Raw genomic sequence first — 25,925 nt, 5'->3', positions numbered from 1 at the left:
CCTACTTCTTTGCAGACGTCTTCTCGCCCGCCCCGCCCTTGCCTTCCGCCTCCAGCGCCGCGCGGACGCGCTTGAATTCGCTCAAGTCGGCCTTGTCGACTTCGGGGAATTTCAGGTCGAGCCCGTCGAGGGCGTTGACGATGGTCGAGCCGATCACGACGCGGGCGAACCATTTGTGGTCGGCCGGCACGATGTGCCAGGGCGCCTCTTTGGTTGCGGTGTGATGGATCATGTCCTGATAAGCGGCCTGATATTTGGCCCACAGCTTGCGCTCGGCGACGTCGGCCATCGAGAACTTCCAGTTCTTGGCCGGCTCCTCGAGCCGGTCGAGGAAACGCTGGCGCTGCTCCTCCTTGGAGACGTTGAGGAAGAATTTCAGGATCACGGTGCCGTTGCGCGACAGATAGCGCTCGATCGACGCAATGTCCTCGAAGCGTTCGCGCCAGATGTTCTTGGTCACCAGCTTCTTCGGGATCTTCTGCTTGTCGAGCACTTCCGGATGCACCCGCACGACCAGGCACTCCTCGTAATAGGAGCGGTTGAAGATGCCGATGCGGCCGCGCTCCGGCAGCGCGATCATGGCGCGCCACATGAAGTCGTGGTCGAGCTCCCTGGTCGAAGGCTGCTTGAAGGAGGAAACCTCGCAGCCCTGCGGATTGACGCCCTCGAACACGCTCTTGATCGCGGAATCCTTGCCGGCGGCATCCATGCCCTGGAAGATCAGCAGCAGCGACCAGCGGTCCTGGGCGTAGAGCTTCTCCTGGAAGTCGTTGAGCCGCTTGCGGTTGGCCTCGATGATCTTGCCGCCGGCGTCCTTGTCGATGCCGCCCTTCTCGGCGGTCGGATACGATTTGAGGTGAAATTCGCCCGACCCGTCGAAGCGGAACGGCGCGACGAAGGGCTTCAGTTCATCGGCGAGCGATGGGGACGGTTTGTTGCTCATGGCTTCTCGACGGCTTGCGCGGCGATTTGATCCGGTCGATCACGCTACCAAGAATGCCCTTGGGCAGGAAGATGATGAACAACACCAGCAGTACGCCATAGACCAGATTGTCCCAGCCGACCGCCTTGGTGCCGAAAGAGATGCGCAACACCTCGGCCAGCACGATGGTGATGACGGCGCCGACCGTCGGTCCCAGCGCGACATAGACGCCGCCCACGATCGCCGCGAACACCATCTGCAGGGAGACCGCGATGCCGCTCACCGTGTCGGGCGAGATGAACATCTGGTACTGGCAGTAGAGCGCGCCCGACAGCGCGGTCATCAGCGCGCTGATCAGGGTGATCTTGAGCTTCTCGGCGGTGACGTTGACGCCCGCGGCGGCGGCGGCATCCTCGTCTTCCGAGATCGCCTCCATGGCATGGCGGATCATGCTGCGATCGATCGCGCGCCAGATCACGAGGCCTGTGATCCAGACCGCGAGCGCGATCAGATACCAGGTGGTCTTCTCGTCGAATTGCAGCGCGAGCAGCCCCTTGCCGCTCGGGGCGCGCCGCGGGGTGTAGCCGAGCGAGCCGCCGGTATAGTCGCGGGTCGCGGTGATGACCTGCAGCACGATGCCCGACAGCGCCAGCGTCACCAGCACGAAATAATGCCCGGTGATGCGGAAGCGGAAGCAGGGATAGGCGACGACGAGCGCGAGCACGCCGGCGGTTGCCATGCTGAGGGGAATGCCGATCCAGGGCGACACGCCGAGATGGTTCCACAGCAGCGCGGTGACATAGGCACCGATGCCCATGAAGCCGCCATGGCCGAGCGAGACCAGGCCGAAGCGCCCCATGATCGACCACGAGGTGTAGGCGAACGACCAGATCAGGATCAGCACCAGCACGTGCAGATGATAGGGATCGCGATGCACAAAGGGCACCGCGACGAGCGCGATCAGCGCGATGATCCAGCCGGCGGCTTGCCTGTTCACGAGCGCCTCGCCAGGAGGCCCGCGGGCCGGATGAACATCATGACGATGAAGAAGGCAAAGGCCAGCACGTAACCCCATTCGAGATCGGAGAACAGGCCGCCGAGCGAGATGATCTCGGCGAACACGAAGGCGGCGATGAAGCCGCCGATGAAATTGCCGAGCCCGCCGAGCACGCAGATCAGGAAGGTGATCGGCCCGAATGACAGGCCGACGAACGGATGCACGTCATATTGCAACACCAGGAGGCAGGCGGCGAGGCCGGCGAGCCCGCCGCCGATCGCCGAGGTGACGAGATAGATGCGCTTGGGATCGACGCCCATCAGCGGCATGATCTGGCGGTCCTGCGCGATGGCGCGGATCGCGGTGCCGGTGAAGGTGCGGGTCAGGAACAGATAGACGCCGATCATGCCGAGCAGCGCGGCAGCGAACGACAGCAATCGCGCGTAGCTGAAATTCATCTCGCCGAGCGCGAGCACCGGCAGGCGGATGCCGAGATTGCGGAAGTCGATGCCGAAGGCGACGGTGGCAAAGCTCTGCAGGATGAACAGCACGCCGCCGGTGGCGAGCAGCTGGTTGATCGGCGGCGCGGTCAGGAGCGGGGCGATCACGAAGAAATGCAGCGCGGCGCCGAGCAGCGCCACCAGCAGGATCACCAGCGGCGCGGCGGCCCAGTATGGCAGGCCGTAATACTGCACGAGATAGTACATGCCGTACATGCCGATCATGACGAGTTCGGCGTAGCAGATCCAGGTGACGTCGATGACGCCGAAGATCAGGTTGAGCCCGAGCGCAAGCAGCGCCAGCACGCCGCCGAGCAGGATGCCGTTGATGACGGCCTCCAGCAGGTAGATGTCGAAGACGTCGAGGAAGGATTGCATGGTGGCTCTGCCTTAGACCGAGGCGTCGTCATCTGGCCGAACTCGAACTAGCGCAACCGTCATCCTGAGGTGCGAGCGGAGCGAGCCTCGAAGGATGCACGGCCCGTCTGTGGCCGATTCATCCTTCGAGGCGCGCAAGAGCGCGCACCTCCCGAGCGAACGCAAACGCGTTCGTCCGGGGATGGCGGGGAAATATGTGAGTGCGCTTGCTCGATTCACGATCATTACCCCCTCACACCCCGAGATACGCCTGCTTGATGGTGTCGCTCGCCGCGAGCTCCGCCGCTGACCCGGCGGCGCGGATGCTGCCGGCTTCCAGCAGATAGGCGCGGTCGACCACGCGCAGCACCTGCTGCACGTTCTGCTCGACGATCAGGACCGTCAGCCCGCTTGAGCGGATGCGCTTGACGAGCTCGAACACCTGCTGCACCACGACCGGCGCGAGGCCGGCCGACGGCTCGTCGAGCAGCAGCAGTTTCGGGTTCGACATCAGCGCACGGCCGATCGCGCACATCTGCTGCTCGCCGCCCGACATCGTGCCGGCCATCTGGTGCTGGCGCTCCTTCATGCGCGGAAACAGCTCGAACACGAACTCCAGCCGCTCGGCGTAATGCGCGCGGGCACCGGGCATGTAGGCGCCCATCTTCAGGTTGTCGGCGACGGTGAGCCGGGGAAACAACCGGCGATTTTCCGGCACATGCGCGATCCCGAGGCTGACGATGCGATGCGGAGGTGTCGCGATGACGTTCACGCCTTCCATCGCGATCGTGCCCCTGATCGGGCGGATCAACCCTGAGATCACCCGCATCAGGGTGGTCTTGCCGGCGCCGTTCGGGCCGATCACGCCGACCGCTTCGCCCGCCTTGACGTCGAGACTGACGTCGAACAGCGCCTGGAAGCTGCCATAGCCCGCGTCGATCGATTTCAATTCCAGCATGCGCTCACGCCCCGATCCGGCGCCGCGCCTGGGCTGCGGCCGCGGCTGCGAGGCTCGCATCCGCATCGGTGCCGAGATAGACCTCGATCACTCTTGCGTCGCCGGCGACATCGGCCGGCAGGCCCTCGGCGATCTTCTCGCCGTGATCGAGCACCATCACGCGATCGACCACGCGCATCAATGCGCCCATGATGTGCTCGACCCAGATGATGGTGATGCCGAGCTCGTCGCGGATCCGGCGCAGCATGCCGGCGGCCTGGTCCATCTCGGCCTCGTCAAGGCCGCCAAGGCTCTCATCCGCGAGCAACAGCTTCGGGCCGGTGGCGAGCGCCTTGGCGAGCTCGAGCTTCTTCAACCCGGCGGCGCCCAGGCCCTCGACGCTGGCGTGACGATCGGTCGGCAGCCCGACCATCGCGAGCGCCCGCTCGGCCGCCTCCTCGGCCTTGCCGCGGCTGTGGCGGCCCTGGCCGTAGAAGCCGGCGAGCACGACGTTCTCGAAGATGCTGAGGCGACGGAACGGCCGCGGGATCTGGAAGGTTCGGCCGATGCCACGGTTGATGATCCGGTGCGGGGCGAGCCCCGCGATCTCGTGGCCGTCGAACAGGATCGAGCCGGAGGTCGGCGGCAAGGTGCCCGACAGCATGTTGAAGATCGTGCTCTTGCCGGAGCCGTTCGGGCCGATCAGGCCGAGGATCTCGCCCTGCTCGACGCGGAACGACACGTTGTTGACGGCACGAAAGCCGCCAAACCGCTTGACCAGGCCTTCGACGGCGAGCACGGCAGTTCCCTTCGCGAGCGAGCTATTTGTAGCTGTAGGTGGTGCCGGCCGGCAGCGGCAGCTCGGTCTCGCGCTGCATCTGGCTCTTCGGCCACACCACATAGGATTTGTCGTCGATATATTGCAGCACCACCGGGAACGAGCGCGCGTTCTGCCCGGCATACTGCTCTCCCTCGCCGTAGAACTTCACGCCGTAGCCGAGCATGGTGCCGCCCTCGGGTATGTCGGTGTCGAGCGCGGCCTTGCGCAGCGCATCCGGATCGACGCCGCCATACTTCTTGATCGCGCGCGGCAAGACGTCGTCGAGGAAGACATAGGCGTTGGCCGCGCCGATGCCGACATGGGCGGATCGGATCGGCACGCCGGGCTTCAGCCGGTCAAACTCCTCGCCGACCATCTTGATGACCGGCGGCAGCTTGGGATCCATGTTCTTCTGGTTGGCAAGCCAGATCGAGATCGGGTCGGTGTTAAAGAGATAGTTGGCGTCGGTGCCGAGCCCTTCCTTCAGCTTTTCGTAGACGCCGTAGCCCGCGCCATGGCCGACAATGGCGCCGAACTTCAATCCCTGCTCGCGGGCCTGGCGGAACAGCAGGGTAATGTCCGGATTGTAGCCGGTGTGGAAGATCACGTCGGGCTTGGCGCGCTTCAGCTTGGTCACCAGCGCCGACAGATCGGGCGCGGTCGCCGAATAACCCTCCTTGAGCACGATGTTGAAGCCGGCTTTCTTGGCGCCGGCCTCATTGCCCTTGGAGACGTCGACGCCATAGGCGCCGTCCTCATGGATGATGGCGACGCGGAGATCCTTCGGCTCCTTGCCGAACTTGGACATGGAGTATTGCGCGATGAAGTCGGTCGTCATCATGCCGTACTGGTTGCCGGCGGCCTGCGGACGGAACACGTATTTGTAGTTCTTGCCGTCGAACACGCCGGAGGAAATGCAGGTCGTGATCCACATGAACTTCTTCATCTGCTCGACCCGCGCCGACACCGGCACGCATTGCGCCGAGGAGAAGAAGCCCATCACCATGTCGACCTTTTCCTGCTCGAGCAGCCGGACGGCCTCGTTGATCGCGATGTCGGGCTTGCTCTGCGCGTCGGCATAGACGGCCTCGACCTTGTAACCCTCGACGCCGGTCTTGGCGTAATGGTCGAGCATGATCTTGACGCCGGTGTATTGCAGCTCGGAGCCGCCGCCGGCCAGCGGGCCGGTCAAATCGAAGATCACGCCGATCTTGATCTTCTTGTCCTGCGCATGCGCTGCATTGGCCACACCAAGCGCCGCAAGCGCGACAGATAGACCCGCAAGCCAGCGGGCAGCCCTCCTGACCGGCATGAATCCCTCCCCAGAGATTGTGCACTGCATTTTTTGTTGTCGTGCCGCCCTATCACAGGGGGAGCGGCCGATGATGTCAAGCGCGATGGCTGCGTCCGCACCGCGCAGGCTTGCGCAAAGTTTCGGCGGAACGGTGCCGACGCACGGTGCTCGGGCGCGCGCGTGGCAGCGGCAATTTATCCGCGGGGCCGTTCCATGCCGGCCCGTTTGATGGCCGCGAGCAAGATATCGCTGTCCGAGACAAGAAAATCGATCAGGCGCTTGGCGGCTTCCGGCGCTTGCGCGTCGCTGACGATCGCGGCCGTGAAGGTCTGGACCAGCTGGAAATCTGGCGGCAACAAACCGACAACTTCGATGCCACCCTCCTGAACCAGTTCGCTGGTCGGGCCGATCGAGAGATTTGCCTTGCCTGCTCTCAGCGCTTCGGCCGCTTCGGTTCCGCGCGCCTCGAGGGTGAGCCTGACCGTGTCCGGCAAGTTCAGCCTGGGGAAAACCTTGTCGCGGACGTACTGCCCGCTCGTGCTGCTCGGCGCCACCACCTGGCCGGCATCGATCAAGGCTTTCGTGAGCGCGACATCATTGCCGATGTCCGGCTTGCGAGAGCCTGCTCGAACCGCCGCGGCCAAAGGTGCCGTCGCCAGTCCGGCTTCCGATCCCGCACGAATTCGGCCGTCTTCGGTCAGACTTCGAAGCCCCTCGCGCGAAAGGATCACCACATCCGCTTTGGTGCCGTTCGCAAGCTGCTGCCTGATCGTCTTCGGACCGGTGCCCTCCGACGCGCCCGATCCGGTCTCCACCCCGATGCCCGTGCTTCGCTCGAATTCAGGCAGCACGTCGCGGTAGACCGTAGCGAAACCACCCGAAATGATGACCTTGATCGTGTTGGGGCCATCGGCGATTGCCGGTGTCGACGCAGCGGCAGCGGTGCCTTGCTCGGTCATTGCGCATTCCTTCGCCTAGGCCGGCAGCTGCGTCTCGATGAATGCGGTGACGAAGCGCGGCATTGCGGGAGTGAGATCGGCGCGGCTGCGCACCAGATGGATGCCCGCAAGCTCGGGATTTGCCTGGCGCGCGAGATTGGCCTCGATCCGCGCCCGCAGCGCGTCACCGGGCATATCGACGCGCAGGATCCGCATCATCGCAAGCGCAGGCCCGGTGTAGATGCAGTGCCAATCGGCGTCGCCGCGGCAATCCGATGGCAACAATCCCGTCTCCTCCTCGAGTTCGCGCATCACGCTTCCGGCGATATCGACCGTGTCGCCCCTGATATCGTCGAGATCGGGCGTCCCTGACGGGAAATAGATGCGGCCGGCATTCGCGGTCTGCTCGCCCATCACCCCGCACACGAAGGCGCCGTCGCTGGCGAGCAGCGCCCCCATGCCGAAACCGTTGAACACCTCGCTGTCCGGAAAGCCCCAGTCGCGCCAGGCGAGGAAGCTCGCGAAATCGGTCTCGAAATAGCTCGCGCTGAGCCGCTCGCCGGCGAAGACCGGATCGCGCCCGAGCAGCACACGGCCGTTCCACAGGTTCGGGTTCAGCCGCTGCTGCTCGGCGAAATGCGCGTCGATCTCGACGCGCCGCTCGTCCGCAAACGGCCAGGGACGCCGCTGCAAAGTCGGATCGTAGCCATGTCGTTCTGTGAGCCAAGGAGTTGAGTGTTATAGTTGTCTTCCTAAGACCGCTTGGCCTCCGACTTTCGTCTTCTTGACCTGGTCGACGAACTTGTTGGTGTAGGTCTTGGTGACGTCGATGCCGGCCTTCGCGACATCGGGTGACCCTTCGCTGAACACCGCGAGCACCGCCTCTGCGCCCTTGGGGTCCATCTTGCCGGTCTCGGAATACATCGGGATCGTGTTCTTCAGGGCCGCGAGATACTGCGCCTTGTCCTTGCCGACGAGCTCGTCGGGCATCTTGGCCATGATGTCTTCGGCGCTGTGCGAATGGATCCAGGCCAGCGTCGCCATGATCGCATTGGTCAGCGCCTGCACCTCCTTCTCGTGGCCGTTGACCCAGGCCGCGGTCGAATACAGCGCGCCGCCGGGATATTCGCCGCCGAACACCGCAAGCGTGTCGTGCTGGGTGCGGGTGTCGCTGAGGATCTTGAGGTCCTTGTAGCTGCCCTGCAGCACGGTGACGGCAGGATCGAGCATCACGGCGGCGTCGATCTGGCCCTGCTCCATCGCGGCCACCGCAGTGGCGCCGAGGCCGACGCCGATTACGGCGGTGCCCGTAGGATCGAGGCCGTTCTTCTTCAAGAGATATTTCAGGAAGAAATCGGTCGAGGAGCCCGGCGCGCTGACGCCGACCTTCTTGCCGGCGAGATCCTTGATCGAGTTGATCTCGCCGGTGTGCTTCGGCGACACCACCAGCACGAGGCCGGGATAGCGGTCATAGACCACGAAGGCCTGCAGCTCCTGCTTCTTGGCCGCAAGATTGACGCAGTGGTCGAAATAGCCGGAGACGACGTCGGCGCTGCCGCCGAGCACGGCCTTGAGCGCATCCGAGCCGCCCTTGAGGTCGACCAGTTCGACCGCGAGCCCGGCCTTGTCGTATTCGCCGAGTTGCTTGGCCAGCACGGTGGGCAGATAGCACAGGCAAGCGCCGCCCCCGACCGCGATGGTGATCTTGCTTTGCGCCGCGGCAAGGCCCGTGGACAGGGTCAGCGCCAGCAGCATTCCGGCAAGCTTGCCAAGCAGTTTGTTCATGACGTCCTCCGTTCGACTGGCCGGCAAGATAGAGGAGCCGGCAGGCCTTGAGAAGGCGACTTTCCGACAGCTGGTCAAGCCTGCGGGGGGGGGGGGGGCGGCATAGCATCGCGGATACAAGAAAACGCAGAAGAAGCGCCAAAACCATAAGTACCAAGAATACTTCAAGGGAAACATCAAGGGAGGTCTTCATGAATCGTATTGCAACCGCGCTGTCGATCGCTACCGCCTTTGCCGCGAGCTGTGGCATCACCCATTTGCTGCGGCCGGCGCTCGCCGCCGAAAACATCACGGCGCGGGTCATCCACACCGGCGAGATGGAGGGCGACAAGCTCGGCGACGCCAACAAGGTCGGCTTCCGTTCCAAGATGTTCGTCTCCGCCGACGGCGCCACCGTCTCTATCCAGGACGGCAATGTGCCGAAGCACATGCATCCCAACACCAACGAGATGCAGTTCGTCCTCGAAGGCACCGGCACAGTCTGGCTCGGCGACAAGGAAGTGACGGTGAAGCCGGGCGACCTGATCGTGATCCCGAAGGGCACGCCGCATGGCGGCACCAAGCCGAACGGCCGCGCCATCAAGGCCATCGCGATCAAGACGCCGCCGCAGGCGCCGGATGATACCAAGCTGCTGGATTGATTACGGCCATCCTCAACGTCATTGCGAGCGAAGCGAAGGCAATCCATCTCTCCGGATAGGCGGACCCATGGATTGCTTCGTCGCTTCGTTCCTCGCAATGACGAAAGTCGCGCGCGCGCCGGCGCCGGTTCCATGACATGACACTTGACAGATAATTCACTTGCCCCAAGTTCGTTCGCTCCATAGTATGACGATCGTCATTTAATAGAAAGCTAGACCCATGAGCCTGGACGATCACCCCACGGTCAGGGCTGTGCGCGCTCGCAGCAGCGAACCGGTCCGCGACGTCCCGGTTTCATCGGAACTGATCAAGGACATCGCGCGCAGATGCGGAGCCGATGATGTCGGCATCATCGAGTTCGAACGGGCCGCCATCGCGCCGCAGCGGGACTTCATTCGCAAGGTCTATGGCCGGACGCGCTCCCTGCTCGCGATCGTCTGCCACATGAACCGCGAGCCGGTGCGCTCGCCCTCGCGCTCGGTCGCCAACGAGGAATTCCACAGCACCTACGATCACGTCAACGAAACCGCGCGTGCCATCGTTCGCGCGCTCGACGAGCACGGCATCCCGGCCTGCAACTCGGTTGCCGCGTTCCCGATGGAGATGGACCTGCCCAGGATCATGATGGTCCAGCACAAGCCGATAGCGGTGGAAGCCGGTCTCGGCCGCATGGGAATCCATCGCAGCGTCATCCACCCGAAATTCGGCAGCTTCGTCCTGCTCGGCACCATCCTGCTCGGATGCGAGGTCGACGCGCATGACCACCCGATCGACTACAATCCCTGCCTGGAGTGCAAACTGTGCGTCGCGGCCTGCCCGGTCGGCGCCATCAAGCCGGACGGCGGCTTCGATTTCCTGTCCTGCCACACCCACAACTATCACGACTTTCTCGGCAACTTCTCGCAGTGGGTGGAGAAGGTCGCGGATGCAAAGGACGCAAGGGATTATCGCGCCCGCGTTCCCCGCACCGAGACGCTAAACATCTGGCAATCGCTGTCGTTCAAGCCTGGCTACAAGGCGGCCTATTGCATTTCGGCTTGCCCGGCCGGCGAAGACGTGATCGGCCCCTTCCTCCACGATCGCGACGCCCACTTCTCCGATGTGGTGCAGCCGCTGATCGACAAGGACGAGTTCGTCTACGTGATCCCGGATACCGACGCCGAGGACACGGTGACGCGGCGCTTTCCGCACAAAAAACTTCAGCATGTCACGTCTGGCCGCCATACCGGCAGCCTGCAGGCCTATATCTTTTCGCTCTCGCTCGGATTCCAGCGCGGCAGGGCCCGAGGTCTGGATTTCGTGACGCATCTGCGCTTCACCGGCACGAGCGCGCTGGACATGACCGTTGCGATCAAGGGCAAGGATCTCCAGGTCGTGCCGGGACGGCATGTCGGAGAGGCGGCTCTGACCATCACCGCCGATACCCAGGCCTGGCTGCGCGTGCAGAACCGCGACCTCGAACTGGCCGACGCGATTGCCGCGAAGCTGGTGAGCTACAGCGACGAAGCATTGTTCGCCGCCTACATGCGGTGCTTCCCGCTCTGAGCCGCAGCGTAGGTGCGTAGGGTGGCTTACGCCTTCGGCTATCCCACCCTACGCATCCTACTGCGCTGCTTCTTACTGCGCGGAATCGATCAGCTGTTCGAGATCGGCAATCAACCCCGGCCCGGTCGGCTGCCATCCAAGCTTCCCGCGCGTCTGCTCGCTGGAAGCCGCCATGTCGTATGCCGCGAACGTGCCGAGCCAGCCAAAGAAGGCCTGCGCCTCTTGCGGGGCGATGGATTTGACCGGCAGCTTCAGCCGCCGTCCGATCGTTTCGGCAATATCGCGCATCGAGACCCCCTCTTCCGCGACGGCGTGATACCTTGCGTTCGGCTCAGCCTTTTCGATGGCCAGCCGGTAGAGACGCGCCACGTCGAGAACATGCGCCGCCGGCCAGCGATTTTGCCCATCGCCGAGATAGGCGCACGCGCCCTTTTCGCGGTACACCGCGATCAAGGGGGTGATGAGACCCTGCCTGACGGGATCGTGGACCTGGGGAAGACGCATGGCCGACGCGCGGACGCCCTTTAGCGACAGGGCCGTCTGTTCCGACACACGGGGAAATGAGAAATCCGGCGATATCGTTTGGTCCTCAGTCGCGATCTGGCCGGGCGCGGCCAATCCCGCCAAGCCCCCGGTCACGATCAGCGGCCTGTCCGATCCGGCCAGAACAGAACCCAGCGCTTCGATGGCGCGGCGGTCGATCTCGCAACTCTTCGCGAAATTAGACCAGTCGTGAACGAAGCCCAGGTGAATGACAGCATCCGAAGCGCTCGCCCCCTTGCGTAAGCTATCAAGGTCCTCGAGCGAGCCGCGAAGAACCTCCGCGCCAATGGCAGAGATCGCGTTCGCCCCCTCGTCCGAACGGGCCACACCAAGAACCTGATGTCCGGCGGCGATCAGGTCCTTGACGACGGGCGTGCCGATGAATCCGGTGGCACCAGTGACGAACACACGCATGAGGAAGTCTCCAGGTTTCGTTGGAGACAAATCTGGCCCCGCGCGCTATCCTGTTAAAGTAGTGACCTTATCATGGTATAATAGCTAACAGGATGAGCGAACCGCTCGCGCAAGAGAACCTGCTCGGCGCCTACCTGAAGGACCGCCGCAGCAAGCTCGATCCGGCCGTGTTCGGCTTTCCGCCGGAGCGGCGGCGCACGCCGGGCCTGCGCCGCGAAGAGGTGGCGCAGCGCGCCAACATCAGCGCGACCTGGTACACCTGGCTCGAACAGGGCCGCGGCGGCGCGCCCTCGGCCGATGTGCTCGACCGCATCGCGCGTGCGCTGATGCTGACCGATGTCGAGCGCGAGCATCTGTTCCTGCTCGGCCTCGGCCGCACGCCCGAGGTGCGCTACCAGAAGAGCGAAGGCGTCACCCCCCGGCTGCAGCGCGTGCTCGACGCGCTGGAGCCGCGCCCCGCCGTGATACGCACCGCAACCTGGGATATCGTCGCCTGGAACCGGGCCGCGACCGTCATGCTGACGGACTACGGATCGCTGCCGGCGCGCGAGCGCAACGTGCTGCGCTTCATGTTCCTCGATCCGCGCGTCCGCGCGGCACAACATGACTGGGCCAGCGTGGCGCGCTTCGTGGTCGGCGCCTTCAGGGTGGACGCTGCGCGCGCCGGCGCAGCTGCCGAGGTGCAACCCTTCGTCGACGAGTTGTGCCGGCTCAGCCCGGAATTCGCGGCGCTGTGGCGCGACAATGACGTGCGAGCCCATGGCGAGGGCGTCAAGCAGCTGCGGCACCCGATCCTGGGTCAGGTCAAGTTCGAATATTCGGCGTTCGCGGTCGATGGCCGGCCCGACCTCAGCATGATCGTCTACAATCCGATTGACCCGGAGGTGACGGAGAATATCCGCGGGTTGATCGAGGCAGTACCCTAATCATGCGTCACCGGCGTCGGCCGCCACACCAGCAGCCGATTCTCGACCATCGTCACGCCCATGTCGATCAGGATGACGAAGGCGGACAGCACGAACATGCCCGCGAACACGCCGGCGACGTCGAAGACGCCCTCGGCCTGCTGGATCAGGTAGCCGAGGCCGGCGGCGGAGCCGAGATATTCGCCGACCACCGCGCCGACCACGGCAAAGCCGACCGAGGTGTGCAGCGAGGAGAACATCCAGGACAGCGCCGACGGCCAGTAGACGTGGCGCATCAGCTGCCGCTCGTTCATGCCGAGCATGCGGCCATTGTCGAGCACCGTGGTCGGCACTTCCTTGACGCCCTGGTAGACGTTGAAGAACACGATGAAGAACACCAAGGTCACGCCGAGCGCGACCTTGGACCAGACGCCGAGCCCGAACCACAGCGCGAAGATCGGCGCCAGCACCACGCGCGGCAGCGCGTTGACCATCTTCACATAGGGATCGAACACCGCGGCGACGCGCGGCTGCCGCGCGAACCAGAAGCCGACCAGAATGCCGCCGGCCGAGCCGATCACGAAGGCGAGGATGGATTCCCACAGCGTAATCGCGAGATGCTTCCAGATCACCCCGGTCGAGAACCATTTCACGATTTGGCTGAAGACGTCGAGCGGATTGGAGAAGAAGAACGGCGGCAACAGCACCTTGCCGAACACCGACACGGTGGAGAAGACCTGCCACAGCGCCAGCGTGACGACGGCGACCAGAACCTGCAGGGACAACAGTGTGACGCGCGACATCAGGCAGCTCCCGCCTGCGTCGACTGGACATAACCCTTCATCACCTCGTCCTTCAGCACGCCCCAGATCTCGCGGTGCAGGGCATGGAAATCCTTCTCCATCCGGATCTCGGCGATGTCGCGCGGCCGCGGCAGCGTGATGCGCCAGTCGCCGATGATGCGCGCGGAAGGACCGGCCGACATGATCACGACGCGATCGGCTAGCGCGATCGCCTCCTCGAGATCGTGGGTGACGAACAGCACCGCCTTGCGGTCGGCGCTCCACAATTCCAAGAGCAGATTGCCCATGATCTGCCGGGTCTGGGCGTCCAGCGGACCGAACGGCTCGTCCATCAGCAGGATCTTCGGATCGCGGATCAGGACCTGCGCCAGCGCAACACGCTTGCGCTGGCCGCCCGACAGCATGTGCGGATAGCGATTGGCGAAGGCGCCGAGCCCGACCGAGGTCAGCCATTTCTGCGCGCGCGCGAGCGCCTCGGCGCGCGGCGTGCCTGATATCTCGAGCCCGATCGCGACATTGTCGATCGCGGTCTTCCAGGGGAACAGCGCATCGGCCTGGAACAGGTAGCCGGCATCACGGTTGAGGCCGCTCAGCGGCTTGTCGAAGATCCTTGCCGTTCCGGCCGCGGGCTTGAGCAGCCCAGCCGTGACGTTCAGCAGCGTCGACTTCCCGCATCCGGTCGGACCGACAATGGCGACGAACTCGCCATGATCAACCGAAAGATTGGCCCGTTCGACCGCGGTATAGACGCGTCCATCCGCCAACCGAAACGCCACCGTCGCACTGTCAAGCGCGACCGCCGTCGGCTCCGTCATCGCCACGCATCCCTCCCGAACTTTCCGAGATGGCTTAGCGGTTCGGGCAGGCAAGTTCAACGCAGGAAGATGGCGTAGCAAACAAGGCTGTGGTCACGCGATTTTCAGACAGGCCGGGGTTGCGCAATTGCGCAACCGGGTTGCGCATTGCGCCGACATCGTCGAGGCTGCAGCCCAAAGCGACGAACAAGGAGACAATCATGCGGATCGCAGTGGTGGGCGCCGGAGGCGTCGGGGGCGGCTTTGGTGCGGCGCTCGCGCATGCCGGCGCCGACGTCACCTTTATCGCGCGCGGCGCTCATTTGGCCGCCATGCGCAGCGAGGGGCTGAAGGTTCAGGGTGGCCGCGGCGAAACCCATCTGGTCCCGACCCAGGCGACCGACGATCCGGCAAGCGTCGGCCCGGTCGATATCGTGCTGTTCTGCGTCAAGCTGTGGGACGTCGAGAGCGCCGGCCAACACATCAGGCCGATGGTCGGCCCCGACACCGCGGTGATCCCGCTGCAGAACGGCATCGACGCGCCCGACAGGCTGGTCCCGATTCTGGGACGCAACGCGGTGATGGGCGGCGTGGCACAGATCTCGGCCTCGATCATCAAGCCTGGCGTCATCAACCAGGTCGGCACCTTCATGCGCATGATCTTCGGTGAGCTCGACGGCCGCATCACGCCGCGCGGCAAGGCGCTGCTCGATCTCTGCCTGAAGGCCGGCTTCGACGCGACCTTGAGCGAGCAGATCAACACCGAGCTCTGGATGAAGTTCGTCGGCCTCGCCACCAATGCCGGCATGACCGCGGTCACCAGGCTGCCGATCGGCAAGCTGCGCGACGATCCCGATTTGCGCCCGCTCTTCGTATCGGCCTGCGAGGAGATCATCGCCATCGCGCACGCCAACGGCATCAGGCTGCCGCCGGATGCGCTGACGAAAGTGCTCGACTTCATCGGACACGCGCCGCCGGCGATGAAGGCCTCGATGGCGCTCGATCTCGAGCGTGGCAGCCGGCTCGAACTGCCGTGGCTGAACGGCAAGGTGGTCGAGTTCGGCCGCAAGCTCGGCGTCCCGACGCCGACGCACGACATGCTCTATGCGGTGTTGAAGCCCTATGCGATGGGCGCGCCGTCCTGATAGCCCAGCAGAACCGAAATCTGCCGGCCGGCCTCGCGCACCAGCTTTGAATATTCCAATAGCTTCCGCTCGTCGATGCGCGCGCTCGGTCCGTAGAGGCCGACCGAACCGACCACCTCGCCGCGGTGATCGAAACAAGGCGCGGAGACGGCAACCGCGCCGGCGAAGATCTCGCCATGGCTGGTCGCATAGCCGTTGCGCCGCGCAAAGGTCAGCGCGTCCTCGAGCCGCGCACGGTCCGCGCTCTTTGCAATGCTGGCAAGAAGCGCGGCTTGCCGCTTCGGGTCCATGAAGGCCAGCATCGCCTTGCCGGTCGATCCCTGGATCAGGCTCAGACTGTGGCCGACGCCGCGGCTGATCGAGAGCACGTGACGGCTCTCGCATTCGAGGATGCAGATGCCGCGATCGTCCTGCTCGCGGAACAACGCTGCGGTCTCGCCGGTCGCCTCGCGCAGGCCTTCGACGACCGGGCGCGCGATCGCGACCACCTCGAGACCCTTCAGCCAGACATGGGCCAGCTTCATCACGCCGTGCGACAACCGGAAACGCTGCGGGTCGCCTCCGGCCTGGATCAGGTCGCGCTGCGCCAGCGTCTGCAGCAGGCGATAGAGCGTCGGCCGGCTCAGCCCGACCCGCTTCTGGATCTCGATCACGCTCATCGCCGGCTGATCCGGCGTGAAGCATTGCAGGATCGCGATGGCGCGGTCGACGGCCCGCACGCCTGACGCCCCCTGCTCCGCGTCCAGAACCTCCGCCTTCGGTTTCTTTGCCATCCGTCCACATCCGCAAAATCGGCAGGGGCGCGCTGCATCCAGCGCGCTTGACCAAGCGGCCCGCGCGGATAGTATCGCAAATTATGAGAATAATGTCCACTAGATGGACATGCGAAAAATCGACGGGAGGATTGGAATTGCTGGAGACAAACACCTCGCGCAGATGGGCCGCCGCCGCGATCGCCACGCTGATGCTCACAGCGCCGCTGGCGTACGCCGCACCCGACGGCTCAGGCATCTCGGACGGCGTAGTGCGGATTGCGGTGCTGGGTGACTACGGCAGCGGCCGCGATCTCGGCGGGCCGGGCTCGGTGACCGCCGCCAAGCTTGCCGCTGAGGATTTTCACAACAAGGTGCTGGGCAAGCCGATCGAGATCATCTCGGCGGATCACCAGAACAAGCCGGACGTCGCGGTCGGAATCGCGCGGCAATGGTTCGACGTCGAGCATGTCGACGCGGTGACCGATCTCGCCGTGAGCTCGGTCGGACTCGCCGTCGCCGGCCTTGCAACGCAGAGCAACCGCACCGCGCTGGTCTCGGGCGCCGCGACGTCCGATTTGACCGGCGACAAATGCTCGCCCGTCGTCACGCATTGGGCCGACGACACCTACGCACTGTCGGCCGGCCTGGTCGGCGAGCTGAGCCGCCGCGTCGGCAAGGAATGGTTCTTCGTCGCGGTCGATTACTCGTTCGGCACCGCGATGGTGAAGGACGCCTCGCGCGCGGTGACCGATACGGGCGGCAAGGTGCTCGGCGCGGTGCGCTATCCCTTCAACACCACCGACTTCTCATCCTTTTTGCTGGCCGCGCAGAGCTCCGGCGCCAAGGTGGTGGCGCTGGCCGGCACCGGCGCCGACACCGTCAACGCGGTGAAGCAGACCCACGAATTCGGCCTGCAACAGGGCGGGCAGACCATCGTCGGCATGCTGACCTTCATCTCCGACGTCCATTCGATCGGCCTGCGCGACGCGCAGGGCATGTACATCGCGTCCCAATACTACTGGGATGATGACGACGGCACCCGCGCCTTCGCCAAGCGCTTCATCGAGATCGAGAAGCGTGAACCGACCAAATTGCAGGCCGCGACCTACGCCGCCGTGCGCCACTATCTGAAGGCGATCGAGGCCGCCGGCAGCGACGAGGCGAAGGTGGTTAACGGCGAGATGCGCAAGCTGCCGGTCGATTTCTTCGGCCGCCCCGCGCACATCCGCAAAGACGGCCGCGTCGTCTACGACCTCTCGCTCTACCGCGTGAAGAAGCCGGATGAGAGCAAATATCCCTGGGACTACTACCAGAAGATCGCGGCCATCCCCGGCGACAAGGCCTTCCGCCCCGAGGGAACGGGCGGCTGCAAGCTCGACAAGTAGGACGCACCATTATCGCCGCGACGCGCGGTCGCGCATGCAAGATCAAGGAGGAGCCGATGCCGCTTCGCAACGATTTCGATCAGCTTGTTGACGTCAAGGGTGGCTTCATCAGCCGCGAGATCTTCGTGGATGCCGATATCTATCGGCAGGAGCTCGACAAGGTCTTCACCCGCGCCTGGCTGCTGGTCGGCCACGAAAGCCTGGTGCCCAATCCCGGCGACTTCTACACCTCGCGGATGGGCGAGGAATCCGTCATCCTCTGCCGCGACAAGAAGGGCGATATCCACGTCTTTCTCAATTCGTGCCGGCACCGCGGCATGAAGGTGTGCCGCTACGAGCAGGGCAACACGTCATTGTTCACCTGCCCCTATCATAGCTGGACCTACACCACCGACGGCAAGCTGCAGGGCGTTCCGCTGCACCGGACGCTGTACGACGGGGTGCTCGACCGCGACGCCAACTCGCTGGTCTCGGTGGCGAAGCTCTGCAACTACAAGGGCTCGATCTGGGCGACCTGGGACAAGGACGCGCCCGACTTCATCACCTATCTCGGCGATGCCAAGATCCATCTCGACCAGGCGCTCGACTGCCGCGACGGCCGCGAGGGCGGCTCCGAGGTGATCGGCGTCCACAAATGGGTGTTCCCCGCTAATTGGAAATTCGCCGCCGAGAATTTCCTCGGCGACACCTATCACAACCCGAGTCATCGCTCGGTTGACCTGATCGGCATAGGCCCGAGCGCTGCCGCCGGCAAGAAGGGCCGCCGCGACGACGAGCTGGAGAAGGCGCAGCACGTCTGGATCAGCTTTCCGGAAGGCCATGGCGTGCACAGCGCGATCCAGCCGGAGGCCAATGAATACATCGAGTCCTTCCTCGACAACCCGATCCTCGAAAAATACTTCCGGCACTGTTTCGAGGAACGCAAGCGGCGGCTCGGCGAAGGGGCGCGGCTGCTGCCGTTCGTCGGCACGATCTTCCCCAACACCTCCTATCACGGCCGCCAGCCGCGCGGACTTTGCGCGTGGCATCCGCACAGCCCGACCTCGACCGAAGGCTGGCGCTTCTTCCTGGTCGACAAGGACGCGCCGAACGAAGCCAAGGAATATCTGCGCCGCTACTACATGCGCTACTCCGGCCCCGCCGGCATGACCGAACAGGACGACATGGAGAACTGGCTCTATGCGACCGCGGCGAGCACCGGCACGGTGGCGCGGCGCTATCCCTTCAACTATCAGCAGTCGATGGGCGCCTACGTCACCGATCATCCGCTCGGCGGCGATGTCTCCACGCAAGTCACCGAGCAGATCGCGCGCGGCTTCTATCGCCGCTGGACCACCTACATGCAGGGCGGCGACTGGCACGAACTGCTCGGATCACCCGCCGGCAACCGGCAGGCCGCAGAATGAGCGCGCCCGCAAAAACCGTCCTCGTCAGCGGGGGCACCTTCGGCATCGGCCGCGCGATCACGCTCGGCCTCGCGCGGCGCGGCCACGCGGTGGTCGCCTTCGGTCTCGAGGCGGCGCAGGTCTCGAGTACCGCGCAGAACGCCATTCCGGCCCTGCGCGACGAGCTTGATCGCGAAGGCCTCTCCGCCGAACTGATGGAAGCCGACGTATCGCGGGCCGGCGATGTCGCCAAGGTGGTCGCCCACACGATGGCGCGGTTCGGGCGCATCGACGGCGTCGTCAACAACGCCGCGATCGGCCCGCTCGGCACAGTGCTCGACACCGACGAGGCGCTGTTCGACCGGATCATCGCCGTCAATCTGAAAGGACCGTATCTGACTAGCCGCGCCGCGATCCCGCACATGATCGCGCAAGGCGGCGGCTCGATCGTCAACATCGGATCCGGCGCCGGCTGGGGCAAGCCGAACATGGCGGTCTACAGCGCGAGCAAGGGCGGCGTTGTCGCGCTGAGCGCAGCGATGGCCTACGACTTCTTCCACCAACGCATTCGCGTCAACACCGTAATCCCCGGTGGTGGCGGCATCGTCAGCGGCATGAGCCTCGGCCGTGTCGGCGGCGATGCGGCGCGTTTCGGCAAGGGCGCGCCGGGCACCGCCGCGGGCCGCGTCGCCGCCGGTGACGACATCGCCAATGTGGTCGCCTTCCTGCTGTCGCCGGAAGCCGAAACGCTGTCCGGCACCGTGATCGATGTCGGCTGCTTCGCCCAGCAGGGCGGACCGATCCCGCCCAAGCCGGCGCTCTGACAACCCCTGCGATGCCTGATGAGGAGATAGCGATGACGACGACCGTTCAGGATCAGGACCAACAACAACACGCCGGCAACGCCGCGATCGAGCGATCGGCGGCCTACTACCGGCTGAAGGCCGATGTCGAGGATTTCTACTACCACGAGGCCGATCTGCTCGACGACCGGCGCTTCCGCGACTGGCTCGAGCTACTCACCGACGACATCAGCTATTTCATGCCGATCCGCCGCAACGTGAAGTTCGGCCAGCAGGCCGCGCGCGAGAACACCAAACGCGGCGAAGGCATCAGCTGGTTCGACGAGGACAAATGGACATTGACCAAACGGGTCGAGCAGATCCTGACCGGGGTGCACTATGCTGAGGAGCCGCTGTCGCGGATCACGCATATGGTCAGCAATGCGCAGATCAAGGGCGCGCGGCCCGACATCGATGCAGCCCATGAGCTCGATGTCACCAGCCGCTTCCTCGTCTATCAGAACCGCGTCGAGTACGAGACCTACATCTTCGTCGGCCGTCGCAACGACGCGCTACGCCTGACCGACACTGGCTGGAAGATCGCGCGGCGCGAGATATTGCTTGAACAGAATATCCTGCTGGCCAAGAATCTCACCACGTTCTTCTGAACGAGGCCAATTCCGAGTGGGCCAAGCGTAGCAGGGGTAGCGATGATTGACGTGATGGCGATCAAGGTGGGGACGCGGCTGAAACTGGAGGCCGGCGTCGTCGCCGAAGTGGTGGAGAACATGGACGATGGCCAGTGGCTGCAGGTGCGCTATCTGGAGTGCCCTGCCCGGCCCGCCGACGTTGGCACGGTGGAGCTGTGCCACGCCCAGGACGTCATCAAGGTGCTCAGCGAGTAGTCCCAGTCAACGGACCGACGATCATGCTGCGATTTGAATACATGCCGAGCGATTTTCATCCGCTGTTCCTGTTCCTCGGCGAATCTGCCGATCTCGCCGCCCTGGCAATGCTGCTGCGGCGCTTTGCCGAGGACCCGCAGACCATTGCCGTCGCGGAGCGGATTCCCGGCGCCGTCTCGCGCGACGCGCTGGTGCTGGCGCCTGCCGACGACGAATTCGGCATGCGCGATCTCGGCGGCCGCTTTGCCTGGAAACTGACCGATTGGCAGGCGGAGCGGATCGCCGAGCGCATCGAGCTGTTAACCCCTGAGGATAACAAGTCCGGCTCGGAGATCGTCGAGATCGGCAGCGTCGGCGAGATCCCGGTCAAGCTGTCGCGCGGCGAATTCACCGACGACTTCCTGATCACGCGCAGATAGCGGAGTTCGCGTGAGTACACACCGCAGGCCAAAGGTCCTGATTGCCGGCGCCGGGATCGGCGGCCTTGTCGCCGGATTGTCGCTGCTGCAGCGTGGCATCGAGGTCGAGATCTTCGAGCAGGCGTCCGAGCTGCGCGAGCTCGGCGCCGGTGTCCAGCTCAGCGCCAACGGCACACGCGTCCTGATCGCGCTCGGGCTTGAGCAAGAGATGCAGGCGATCGCCTGCGAGCCCTCGGGCAAGGAGATCAGGCTGTTCAGCACCGGGAGGACCTGGAAACTATTCGACCTCGGCGCCTCCTCGCGCGTGATCTATGGCGCGCCCTACTGGATGGTGCATCGCGGCGACTTTCACCGCGTGCTGGTCGACGCATTCACGGCTCGGGCGCCAGGGCGCCTGCATCTCGGCAGCCGCTGCACCGGATTTGACCAGGACGACGACGGCATCTGGCTACACCTTGCCAATGGCGAGCGTCGGCGCGGCGACGTCGTGGTCGGCGCCGACGGCGTGCACTCCGAAATTCGCCGGCAGATCGGCGGCGACACCAAACCGTTCTTCTCGGGCGTGGCCGCCTGGCGCGGCCTGGTGCCGATGGAACGGCTACCGGCGAGCCTGCAACGGGACGTCGGCACCAACTGGATCGGCCCGGGCGGCCACGTCATCACCTATCCGGTTCGCCGCGGCGAGCTGTTGAACTTCGTCGGCATCTTCGAGGGTGAGAGCTGGTCGGTCGAATCGTGGACCGAACGCGGCACGCGCGAGGCCTGCAGCGGAGCCTTTGCCGGATGGAATCCGCAGATCCACACCATTATCGCGAGCCTCGATATTCCCTACAAATGGGCGCTGCTCGGCCGCGACCCGCTCGATCGCTTCGTCGTCGGGCGCGCCTGCCTGCTCGGCGACGCCGCGCACCCGACGCTGCCGTTCCTGGCCCAGGGCGCCAACATGGCGATCGAGGACGGCATGGTGCTGGCGCGCTGTCTTGAAGGCTTCCCGCCCGAGGAAGCGCTGCAGCGCTACCAGACCGCACGGCTGACGCGGACGAACGCGATCGTGGTGAAGTCGGCCGAGAATGCCAGGCGCTTCCATAATCCCGCGCTTGCCGACGCCGAAGGCGCCGACGCCTATGTCTCGCGCGAATGGCAGCCGGACCGGGTGCGCGAGCGCTATGATTGGCTGTTCACCTACAATGCCTTGCGTGTGCCATTTTGACGGGACGAGTTTCGCGGGCCCGCCTCACTGAACGGGATGGCGTCCGCGGCGCACCGGACGATCCGGCGGTGGTGGCGGACGAGCGAAGAAGGGATTGACGATGCACATCGCAGAGAGACCCGATGCGGTCGCCTGACACTGCGGGATCGAGGTGTAGCTGCAATCGATGTGGTCTCCGGCCATCGGCCCGTTATAGAGATGCAAACAGACCGGATAGTTCGGATCATAGGCCTGTCCGGCGGCAGGTCGGGCCAGCGCGACCGCGAACGCAGCGATCGCGAAAAGTTTCAGGCGCATCGGATTCTCCTTATTGCTCGGACCGTTTCCTCACAACTGCCGGAGTTAGTCAACCGCACTGGGGACACGACGGCCATACAGTCTTGAGCGACGGCAGGCGGCAAGCCTGAGCGCGCTAGTTGGCGGACTGGCGTTGTCGCTGCCCCCGTTGCTTTGGCGGCTTTTTCGGACCTTTGTAGAACGGATTGACCGAACACGTCGCGGAGCGTCCCGAGGCCGTCGCCTGGCACTGCGGAAGCGACGTGTAGCTGCAATCGATATACTCGGGCGTCAGCCTGCCGCCATAGACTTCCAGGCACACTGGATAGTTCGGATCGTACATCTGTGCGGGGGCGGGCCCGGCGATGCAAACGCCGACGGCGGCGATGATGATGAGTTTCAAACGCATCGAATTCTCCTCAAGCCTCGTCCGGAACGCAGGGCCCGGCTATCGTTGCTCGTCGGCCGGCTTGCCGTCGCCCTCACCGAGGCAGCGGATCATGAAGGCCGTCGTGTCCCGCGGCAGCACTTGCGCGGCGCGCGCCTTGAGACGGCATTCGAGCTGCGCGATCTGGCGCGCCCGCTGCCGTTCGGACGGCAGCGTCGATTGCCGCAACCGCCGCAACGTCATCGGCGAGCCGTCCGACTCGAAACTCAGCTCGTATTTCTTGCCGTTCTGGTCGGTGGCGGCGCAGGTGATGGTGGACACCTGCCGCGTGATGAAGCTTCCGACCTGACGGCATGAGCCTGTCGACATCTCGACCAGCGGCACCGGCAGACCATCCACCCGCGGGCGGTCGCTCGACTTCAGCAACATGCGGTCGACCGCGAGCTCGAACAGATTGTCCTGGGTGCGCTCGGTGCTCTCGCCGGAGAACGAGATGATGTGGCTCTTGTCGGCGGGATCGTCGAGCACCACGGTGAATTCGGAACGGCCGCGCAGGGTGTGGAAATAGGCGACTGCCTTGCAGGTGTAGCTGCGGCCGGCGACGGTGACGTTGCGGCAAGTGCCGGACATCAACGCGTACAGATCGACGTCGTAGACCGGACCGGCGGCAACGGCCAGCGCCGGCCAGCAGAGAACGGCAGCCGCAATCAATTGAGCGAAACGGGAGATCATGCTGAAAGGGTCGAAAACACGGTCGCTGGAGGGGTCCATGGCGCAAGGTCGCTGATTTCCATGGACTGTGCAACGACGAAGCAGGCCTAAATGTGGACACCACGCGAACGGCTGGGGAACGCAGCACAATCCGTGCTGAAAGGCCGCGGCGTCAGATTTGCGGGCCGGACAGCGTCACCTCGCGCTCGGCGCGGAACACGTTGCTATAGAGGTTCGCGATCCACTGGCGGCCGCTTGCCGTCATGTTCAGGCAGTTGATGGCGCCCTGAATGTGCGGCGCAACCATGTTCCAGTAGAATTGCGGATAGCGGTCGACGATATCGGCCGGCGACTCATAGCCGAGCTGGCGGTTGATGCCGACCTCCTCGAACTCGTGATAGAGCGCGTTGGCCTTCCTGATATAGTTGGGATCGCCGAGCTGACCGATGAAATCGGCCGCCCGGACGATCGACGCCTCATCGTCATATTGCTGGCCTTCGGGCGCCGGAAACCGCGTACCCTCGATGTTGCGCGCGACGCGCTCGCGATCGAGTGGAAGGACGGCCTCGAGCCTGTCGAGCACATAAAGCTTCGAGCGGTCGACATGATACGGCATCAGGCCGGCATCCGACGAGCCACGCGGCAGCACCACCTTGTTGCCGGAGGCATCGATGACGTAGCCATCGGGTCCATCGCCTTTCAAAAGACCGCGCACATAGCCGATGTCGTGAGTCAGGCAGGCGATGATGGTGTGGGTGTAATCTTCGGCGGTGACGTGGGTGTGCAGCGCGCGGCCGCGGATGATGTCATGCCCGGCGAGCGTGACCAGCATGGTGTGCTCGACATTGTGGTAGAGCGCGTCGCTGTTGCCGATGCATTCCAGCGCGATGCGCGCGGCGGCCGGCAGGAGTTCGCCGAAGCGCGCCTGCGAAGCGCCGAAGGTGCGGCTGACATGCGTGGCGAGAAACTTCTCCAAAGCACCTGCCGCCAACTCAGGTAACGTCATCATCGATGCAGCCCCCGACCGCGCAACGTTCCTCGCTCGCCCCGATCTCACGCCGTAGTTGGGCAGCGACTATAGCGTATCTACGGGCGTGCGGCTACGCGCTGACGGGCGTGACGATTCGCTCCGGCCGTACTTTCCCGGTCTTGTCGGCTGCGACGCCAGAGCTGCTGATAGTGGCATGAACCCTGCATGATTCGGGTCAGACCGGGTTAACCCCACTGATATAGGCCGTCATGCTCGTTACGCTCGTCGCCATCCTCTGCAATGCTCAACTCTGCATGGAAAAGGTCGTCACCACGAGTGACCAATCCGGCATCACCATGGGCGCCTGCGCAGTGAATGCGCAGATCGGCATCGCCGATTGGCTCGCCAAGGGGCCGTATCACGAATGGCACCTGCAGAGCTATAAATGCATCATGGGCAAGTACGTACCCAAGAACGAAGTGTGATGTGTACTCACAGCCCCGGACGGGGCTGATCCGCTTCGACCGGAACAGCCTGCGAAACCACCGCGCAGGCGCCCGTACCTCGAGTCAAAGTCCAATTTATGGGCTATCACTGTCGTTAACGACGGTGAGACATGAGGTCGCCCTGGAATGCCCGCAACGCCGCTGATTGCCTATGCGCATGTCGGCAAGAGTTTTGACAGTGGTCGCGTGGTGGCGGTCGACGACGTCTCGCTTGACGTGGCCGAGGGTGAATTCCTGGCGATTGTTGGCGGCTCGGGCTCCGGCAAGACGACGCTGCTGAGGCTCGCCAATCGCCTGATCGAAGCCGACCACGGCCGGATCGCGGTCGAGGGTGAGGATGTCAGCCGCATCGACCCGATCCTGCTGCGGCGCCGCATCGGCTATGTCTTCCAGAGCGGTGGGCTGTTTCCGCATCTGTCCGTCGCCGACAACATCGGCATCACGCCACATCTGCTCGGCTGGACGCAGGCGGAGATCTCGGCGCGGGTCGATGAACTGCTCGACCTTGTGCGGCTCGACAACTCACAATATCGCGAGCGTTTGCCGCACGAGCTCTCCGGCGGCCAGCGTCAACGCATAGGCGTCGCACGTGCGCTGGCTGCGAAGCCGCGCATCGTGCTGATGGACGAGCCGTTCGGCGCGCTTGATCCCCTCACCCGCGACGCGCTCGGCGACGATTATCGAACGCTGCACCGCGAGCTCGGCCTGACCACGGTCATGATCACCCACGACATGACCGAGGCGTTGCTGCTGGCCGATCGTGTCGCGGTGATGCGCGGCGGCATGCTGCTGGCCCAGGGCACGCCGGCGGAGCTCTCGGCCAGAAGTCGGATCGTAGCCATGTCGTTCTGTGAGCCAAGGAGTTGAGTGTTATAGTTGTCTTCCTAAGACC

General features: G+C 64.4%; 31 protein-coding genes. 13 read left to right on the top strand and 18 right to left on the bottom strand.

All coding sequences use genetic code 11. From position 1 onward, the window contains the following. Nucleotide 1 precedes the first annotated feature (1 nt). From Q2M23_RS01595 to Q2M23_RS01555, 9 genes are all read right to left on the bottom strand, one after another. On the bottom strand, nucleotides 2-943 hold the full coding sequence (locus tag Q2M23_RS01595) for a polyphosphate kinase 2 family protein (RefSeq protein WP_057015076.1): 942 nt from the start codon (nucleotides 941-943) through the stop codon (nucleotides 2-4). Continuing rightward, nucleotides 909-1,919 carry a branched-chain amino acid ABC transporter permease gene (locus Q2M23_RS01590; protein WP_229190073.1) on the bottom strand — a complete coding sequence of 337 codons (1,011 nt, stop codon included), beginning with the start codon at nucleotides 1,917-1,919 and terminating at the stop codon, nucleotides 909-911. The genes Q2M23_RS01595 and Q2M23_RS01590 overlap by 35 nt, the downstream gene beginning before the upstream one ends. Then, nucleotides 1,916-2,797 carry a branched-chain amino acid ABC transporter permease gene (locus Q2M23_RS01585; RefSeq protein WP_283069752.1) on the bottom strand — a complete coding sequence of 294 codons (882 nt, stop codon included), beginning with the start codon at nucleotides 2,795-2,797 and terminating at the stop codon, nucleotides 1,916-1,918. The genes Q2M23_RS01590 and Q2M23_RS01585 overlap by 4 nt, the downstream gene beginning before the upstream one ends. Before the next feature lie 232 nt (nucleotides 2,798-3,029). After that, nucleotides 3,030-3,734, bottom strand: coding sequence for an ABC transporter ATP-binding protein (locus tag Q2M23_RS01580; protein ID WP_092090331.1), 705 nt, complete (start codon nucleotides 3,732-3,734; stop codon nucleotides 3,030-3,032). Nucleotides 3,735-3,738: 4 nt separating this feature from the next. After that, nucleotides 3,739-4,512 (bottom strand): ABC transporter ATP-binding protein, encoded by a 774-nt coding sequence (locus Q2M23_RS01575; protein WP_316393844.1) that lies wholly within the window; start codon nucleotides 4,510-4,512, stop codon nucleotides 3,739-3,741. A gap of 22 nt (nucleotides 4,513-4,534) precedes the next feature. Next, the gene (locus Q2M23_RS01570) at nucleotides 4,535-5,845 is read right to left on the bottom strand and encodes an ABC transporter substrate-binding protein (protein WP_076824302.1); all 1,311 of its coding nucleotides are present in this window, start codon (nucleotides 5,843-5,845) and stop codon (nucleotides 4,535-4,537) included. A gap of 176 nt (nucleotides 5,846-6,021) precedes the next feature. Next, the gene (locus tag Q2M23_RS01565) at nucleotides 6,022-6,786 is read right to left on the bottom strand and encodes a substrate-binding domain-containing protein (RefSeq protein ID WP_316393842.1); all 765 of its coding nucleotides are present in this window, start codon (nucleotides 6,784-6,786) and stop codon (nucleotides 6,022-6,024) included. A gap of 15 nt (nucleotides 6,787-6,801) precedes the next feature. After that, nucleotides 6,802-7,458: an NUDIX hydrolase gene (locus tag Q2M23_RS01560; RefSeq protein WP_316393840.1), complete on the bottom strand. Its 657-nt coding sequence runs from the start codon at nucleotides 7,456-7,458 to the stop codon at nucleotides 6,802-6,804. A 45-nt stretch (nucleotides 7,459-7,503) separates the two neighbouring features. Next, on the bottom strand, nucleotides 7,504-8,550 hold the full coding sequence (locus Q2M23_RS01555; protein WP_316393838.1) for an ABC transporter substrate-binding protein: 1,047 nt from the start codon (nucleotides 8,548-8,550) through the stop codon (nucleotides 7,504-7,506). A gap of 191 nt (nucleotides 8,551-8,741) precedes the next feature. Here Q2M23_RS01555 and Q2M23_RS01550 point away from each other — a divergent pair, with 191 nt between their 5' ends. After that, on the top strand, nucleotides 8,742-9,191 hold the full coding sequence (locus Q2M23_RS01550; RefSeq protein WP_253639119.1) for a cupin domain-containing protein: 450 nt from the start codon (nucleotides 8,742-8,744) through the stop codon (nucleotides 9,189-9,191). A 220-nt stretch (nucleotides 9,192-9,411) separates the two neighbouring features. Next, nucleotides 9,412-10,737 carry a 4Fe-4S binding protein gene (locus Q2M23_RS01545; protein WP_057015068.1) on the top strand — a complete coding sequence of 442 codons (1,326 nt, stop codon included), beginning with the start codon at nucleotides 9,412-9,414 and terminating at the stop codon, nucleotides 10,735-10,737. A 72-nt stretch (nucleotides 10,738-10,809) separates the two neighbouring features. Here the strand turns inward: Q2M23_RS01545 and Q2M23_RS01540 are convergent, their stop codons facing one another. Then, nucleotides 10,810-11,694, bottom strand: a complete 885-nt coding sequence (locus Q2M23_RS01540; protein ID WP_316393833.1) for an SDR family oxidoreductase — start codon at nucleotides 11,692-11,694, stop codon at nucleotides 10,810-10,812. A 92-nt stretch (nucleotides 11,695-11,786) separates the two neighbouring features. Between Q2M23_RS01540 and Q2M23_RS01535 the strand changes: the two genes are divergently transcribed. Beyond that, complete coding sequence (locus Q2M23_RS01535; RefSeq protein ID WP_253589655.1) at nucleotides 11,787-12,620, top strand: helix-turn-helix transcriptional regulator; 834 nt, start codon at nucleotides 11,787-11,789, stop codon at nucleotides 12,618-12,620. On the opposite strand, the gene Q2M23_RS01530 is transcribed toward Q2M23_RS01535, so the two are convergent. Genes Q2M23_RS01530 through Q2M23_RS01520 form a run of 3 tightly spaced genes read right to left on the bottom strand, consistent with a single transcriptional unit; the run spans nucleotide 12,617 to nucleotide 14,419 of the window. After that, nucleotides 12,617-13,402: an ABC transporter permease gene (locus Q2M23_RS01530; RefSeq protein ID WP_057015065.1), complete on the bottom strand. Its 786-nt coding sequence runs from the start codon at nucleotides 13,400-13,402 to the stop codon at nucleotides 12,617-12,619. The genes Q2M23_RS01535 and Q2M23_RS01530 overlap by 4 nt on opposite strands. Further along, nucleotides 13,402-14,217: an ABC transporter ATP-binding protein gene (locus Q2M23_RS01525; RefSeq protein ID WP_057015064.1), complete on the bottom strand. Its 816-nt coding sequence runs from the start codon at nucleotides 14,215-14,217 to the stop codon at nucleotides 13,402-13,404. Before Q2M23_RS01525 ends, Q2M23_RS01530 begins: the two co-directional genes overlap by 1 nt. Before the next feature lie 34 nt (nucleotides 14,218-14,251). Further along, nucleotides 14,252-14,419, bottom strand: coding sequence for a hypothetical protein (locus Q2M23_RS01520; protein ID WP_168857129.1), 168 nt, complete (start codon nucleotides 14,417-14,419; stop codon nucleotides 14,252-14,254). Here Q2M23_RS01520 and Q2M23_RS01515 point away from each other — a divergent pair. Beyond that, complete coding sequence (locus Q2M23_RS01515; protein ID WP_316393830.1) at nucleotides 14,418-15,341, top strand: 2-dehydropantoate 2-reductase; 924 nt, start codon at nucleotides 14,418-14,420, stop codon at nucleotides 15,339-15,341. The two genes, Q2M23_RS01520 and Q2M23_RS01515, sit on opposite strands and share 2 nt — an antisense overlap. Here the strand turns inward: Q2M23_RS01515 and Q2M23_RS01510 are convergent. Further along, nucleotides 15,317-16,114, bottom strand: coding sequence for an IclR family transcriptional regulator (locus Q2M23_RS01510; RefSeq protein ID WP_316393829.1), 798 nt, complete (start codon nucleotides 16,112-16,114; stop codon nucleotides 15,317-15,319). The two genes, Q2M23_RS01515 and Q2M23_RS01510, sit on opposite strands and share 25 nt — an antisense overlap. A gap of 131 nt (nucleotides 16,115-16,245) precedes the next feature. Between Q2M23_RS01510 and Q2M23_RS01505 the strand changes: the two genes are divergently transcribed. Genes Q2M23_RS01505 through Q2M23_RS01475 form a run of 7 tightly spaced genes read left to right on the top strand, consistent with a single transcriptional unit; the run spans nucleotide 16,246 to nucleotide 22,182 of the window. Continuing rightward, nucleotides 16,246-17,481 carry an ABC transporter substrate-binding protein gene (locus tag Q2M23_RS01505; RefSeq protein ID WP_410469681.1) on the top strand — a complete coding sequence of 412 codons (1,236 nt, stop codon included), beginning with the start codon at nucleotides 16,246-16,248 and terminating at the stop codon, nucleotides 17,479-17,481. A 56-nt stretch (nucleotides 17,482-17,537) separates the two neighbouring features. Next, nucleotides 17,538-18,887 carry an aromatic ring-hydroxylating oxygenase subunit alpha gene (locus tag Q2M23_RS01500; RefSeq protein WP_168857153.1) on the top strand — a complete coding sequence of 450 codons (1,350 nt, stop codon included), beginning with the start codon at nucleotides 17,538-17,540 and terminating at the stop codon, nucleotides 18,885-18,887. After that, nucleotides 18,884-19,690 (top strand): SDR family NAD(P)-dependent oxidoreductase, encoded by an 807-nt coding sequence (locus Q2M23_RS01495; RefSeq protein WP_076824289.1) that lies wholly within the window; start codon nucleotides 18,884-18,886, stop codon nucleotides 19,688-19,690. Before Q2M23_RS01500 ends, Q2M23_RS01495 begins: the two co-directional genes overlap by 4 nt. 32 nt (nucleotides 19,691-19,722) lie before the next feature. Further along, entirely contained in the window at nucleotides 19,723-20,316 is a 594-nt protein-coding gene (locus Q2M23_RS01490; protein WP_156436025.1) for a 3-phenylpropionate/cinnamic acid dioxygenase subunit beta, read from the top strand. Nucleotides 20,317-20,358: 42 nt separating this feature from the next. Next, on the top strand, nucleotides 20,359-20,553 hold the full coding sequence (locus Q2M23_RS01485) for a hypothetical protein (RefSeq protein ID WP_028342366.1): 195 nt from the start codon (nucleotides 20,359-20,361) through the stop codon (nucleotides 20,551-20,553). 23 nt (nucleotides 20,554-20,576) lie between these two features. Continuing rightward, on the top strand, nucleotides 20,577-20,972 hold the full coding sequence (locus tag Q2M23_RS01480) for a hypothetical protein (protein WP_229190059.1): 396 nt from the start codon (nucleotides 20,577-20,579) through the stop codon (nucleotides 20,970-20,972). A 10-nt stretch (nucleotides 20,973-20,982) separates the two neighbouring features. Then, the gene (locus tag Q2M23_RS01475) at nucleotides 20,983-22,182 is read left to right on the top strand and encodes an FAD-dependent monooxygenase (protein WP_316393822.1); all 1,200 of its coding nucleotides are present in this window, start codon (nucleotides 20,983-20,985) and stop codon (nucleotides 22,180-22,182) included. Between the two features lie 24 nt (nucleotides 22,183-22,206). On the opposite strand, the gene Q2M23_RS01470 is transcribed toward Q2M23_RS01475, so the two are convergent. The 4 genes from Q2M23_RS01470 to Q2M23_RS01455 form a co-directional block, all read right to left on the bottom strand. Then, complete coding sequence (locus Q2M23_RS01470) at nucleotides 22,207-22,479, bottom strand: DUF3551 domain-containing protein (protein WP_316393820.1); 273 nt, start codon at nucleotides 22,477-22,479, stop codon at nucleotides 22,207-22,209. Between the two features lie 115 nt (nucleotides 22,480-22,594). Next, nucleotides 22,595-22,867 (bottom strand): DUF3551 domain-containing protein, encoded by a 273-nt coding sequence (locus tag Q2M23_RS01465; RefSeq protein ID WP_057015057.1) that lies wholly within the window; start codon nucleotides 22,865-22,867, stop codon nucleotides 22,595-22,597. 39 nt (nucleotides 22,868-22,906) lie between these two features. Continuing rightward, nucleotides 22,907-23,578, bottom strand: a complete 672-nt coding sequence (locus Q2M23_RS01460) for a hypothetical protein (RefSeq protein ID WP_229190056.1) — start codon at nucleotides 23,576-23,578, stop codon at nucleotides 22,907-22,909. A gap of 151 nt (nucleotides 23,579-23,729) precedes the next feature. After that, nucleotides 23,730-24,566, bottom strand: a complete 837-nt coding sequence (locus tag Q2M23_RS01455) for a hypothetical protein (protein WP_026193124.1) — start codon at nucleotides 24,564-24,566, stop codon at nucleotides 23,730-23,732. Nucleotides 24,567-24,796: 230 nt separating this feature from the next. Between Q2M23_RS01455 and Q2M23_RS01450 the strand changes: the two genes are divergently transcribed. Continuing rightward, a complete protein-coding gene (locus tag Q2M23_RS01450) occupies nucleotides 24,797-25,012 on the top strand; it encodes a hypothetical protein (RefSeq protein ID WP_016844293.1) in 216 nt (71 codons plus the stop codon). 147 nt (nucleotides 25,013-25,159) lie between these two features. Continuing rightward, on the top strand, nucleotides 25,160-25,900 hold the full coding sequence (locus Q2M23_RS01445) for an ATP-binding cassette domain-containing protein (RefSeq protein ID WP_316393812.1): 741 nt from the start codon (nucleotides 25,160-25,162) through the stop codon (nucleotides 25,898-25,900). The last annotated feature ends 25 nt before the right edge of the window (nucleotides 25,901-25,925 follow it).

It is taken from the genome of Bradyrhizobium sp. 33ap4, from assembly GCF_032654765.1.
Classification (GTDB): Bacteria; Pseudomonadota; Alphaproteobacteria; order Rhizobiales; family Xanthobacteraceae; genus Bradyrhizobium; species Bradyrhizobium australafricanum.
This window is presented reverse-complemented; position numbering and strand designations above follow the sequence as displayed.

Excerpts from the sequence above, each read along its gene's own strand:
- Q2M23_RS01595 (WP_057015076.1), bottom strand. The coding sequence starts at position 943 with ATGAGCAACAAACCGTCCCCATCGCTCGCCGATGAACTGAAGCCCTTC.
- Q2M23_RS01585 (WP_283069752.1), bottom strand. The coding sequence starts at position 2,797 with ATGCAATCCTTCCTCGACGTCTTCGACATCTACCTGCTGGAGGCCGTC.
- Q2M23_RS01580 (WP_092090331.1), bottom strand. The coding sequence starts at position 3,734 with ATGCTGGAATTGAAATCGATCGACGCGGGCTATGGCAGCTTCCAGGCG.
- Q2M23_RS01570 (WP_076824302.1), bottom strand. The coding sequence starts at position 5,845 with ATGCCGGTCAGGAGGGCTGCCCGCTGGCTTGCGGGTCTATCTGTCGCG.
- Q2M23_RS01565 (WP_316393842.1), bottom strand. The coding sequence starts at position 6,786 with ATGACCGAGCAAGGCACCGCTGCCGCTGCGTCGACACCGGCAATCGCC.
- Q2M23_RS01555 (WP_316393838.1), bottom strand. The coding sequence starts at position 8,550 with ATGAACAAACTGCTTGGCAAGCTTGCCGGAATGCTGCTGGCGCTGACC.
- Q2M23_RS01550 (WP_253639119.1), top strand. The coding sequence starts at position 8,742 with ATGAATCGTATTGCAACCGCGCTGTCGATCGCTACCGCCTTTGCCGCG.
- Q2M23_RS01545 (WP_057015068.1), top strand. The coding sequence starts at position 9,412 with ATGAGCCTGGACGATCACCCCACGGTCAGGGCTGTGCGCGCTCGCAGC.
- Q2M23_RS01540 (WP_316393833.1), bottom strand. The coding sequence starts at position 11,694 with ATGCGTGTGTTCGTCACTGGTGCCACCGGATTCATCGGCACGCCCGTC.
- Q2M23_RS01535 (WP_253589655.1), top strand. The coding sequence starts at position 11,787 with ATGAGCGAACCGCTCGCGCAAGAGAACCTGCTCGGCGCCTACCTGAAG.
- Q2M23_RS01530 (WP_057015065.1), bottom strand. The coding sequence starts at position 13,402 with ATGTCGCGCGTCACACTGTTGTCCCTGCAGGTTCTGGTCGCCGTCGTC.
- Q2M23_RS01525 (WP_057015064.1), bottom strand. The coding sequence starts at position 14,217 with ATGACGGAGCCGACGGCGGTCGCGCTTGACAGTGCGACGGTGGCGTTT.
- Q2M23_RS01515 (WP_316393830.1), top strand. The coding sequence starts at position 14,418 with ATGCGGATCGCAGTGGTGGGCGCCGGAGGCGTCGGGGGCGGCTTTGGT.
- Q2M23_RS01520 (WP_168857129.1), bottom strand. The coding sequence starts at position 14,419 with ATGATTGTCTCCTTGTTCGTCGCTTTGGGCTGCAGCCTCGACGATGTC.
- Q2M23_RS01510 (WP_316393829.1), bottom strand. The coding sequence starts at position 16,114 with ATGGCAAAGAAACCGAAGGCGGAGGTTCTGGACGCGGAGCAGGGGGCG.
- Q2M23_RS01500 (WP_168857153.1), top strand. The coding sequence starts at position 17,538 with ATGCCGCTTCGCAACGATTTCGATCAGCTTGTTGACGTCAAGGGTGGC.
- Q2M23_RS01495 (WP_076824289.1), top strand. The coding sequence starts at position 18,884 with ATGAGCGCGCCCGCAAAAACCGTCCTCGTCAGCGGGGGCACCTTCGGC.
- Q2M23_RS01490 (WP_156436025.1), top strand. The coding sequence starts at position 19,723 with ATGACGACGACCGTTCAGGATCAGGACCAACAACAACACGCCGGCAAC.
- Q2M23_RS01485 (WP_028342366.1), top strand. The coding sequence starts at position 20,359 with ATGATTGACGTGATGGCGATCAAGGTGGGGACGCGGCTGAAACTGGAG.
- Q2M23_RS01480 (WP_229190059.1), top strand. The coding sequence starts at position 20,577 with ATGCTGCGATTTGAATACATGCCGAGCGATTTTCATCCGCTGTTCCTG.
- Q2M23_RS01470 (WP_316393820.1), bottom strand. The coding sequence starts at position 22,479 with ATGCGCCTGAAACTTTTCGCGATCGCTGCGTTCGCGGTCGCGCTGGCC.
- Q2M23_RS01465 (WP_057015057.1), bottom strand. The coding sequence starts at position 22,867 with ATGCGTTTGAAACTCATCATCATCGCCGCCGTCGGCGTTTGCATCGCC.
- Q2M23_RS01460 (WP_229190056.1), bottom strand. The coding sequence starts at position 23,578 with ATGATCTCCCGTTTCGCTCAATTGATTGCGGCTGCCGTTCTCTGCTGG.
- Q2M23_RS01455 (WP_026193124.1), bottom strand. The coding sequence starts at position 24,566 with ATGATGACGTTACCTGAGTTGGCGGCAGGTGCTTTGGAGAAGTTTCTC.
- Q2M23_RS01450 (WP_016844293.1), top strand. The coding sequence starts at position 24,797 with ATGCTCGTTACGCTCGTCGCCATCCTCTGCAATGCTCAACTCTGCATG.
- Q2M23_RS01445 (WP_316393812.1), top strand. The coding sequence starts at position 25,160 with ATGCCCGCAACGCCGCTGATTGCCTATGCGCATGTCGGCAAGAGTTTT.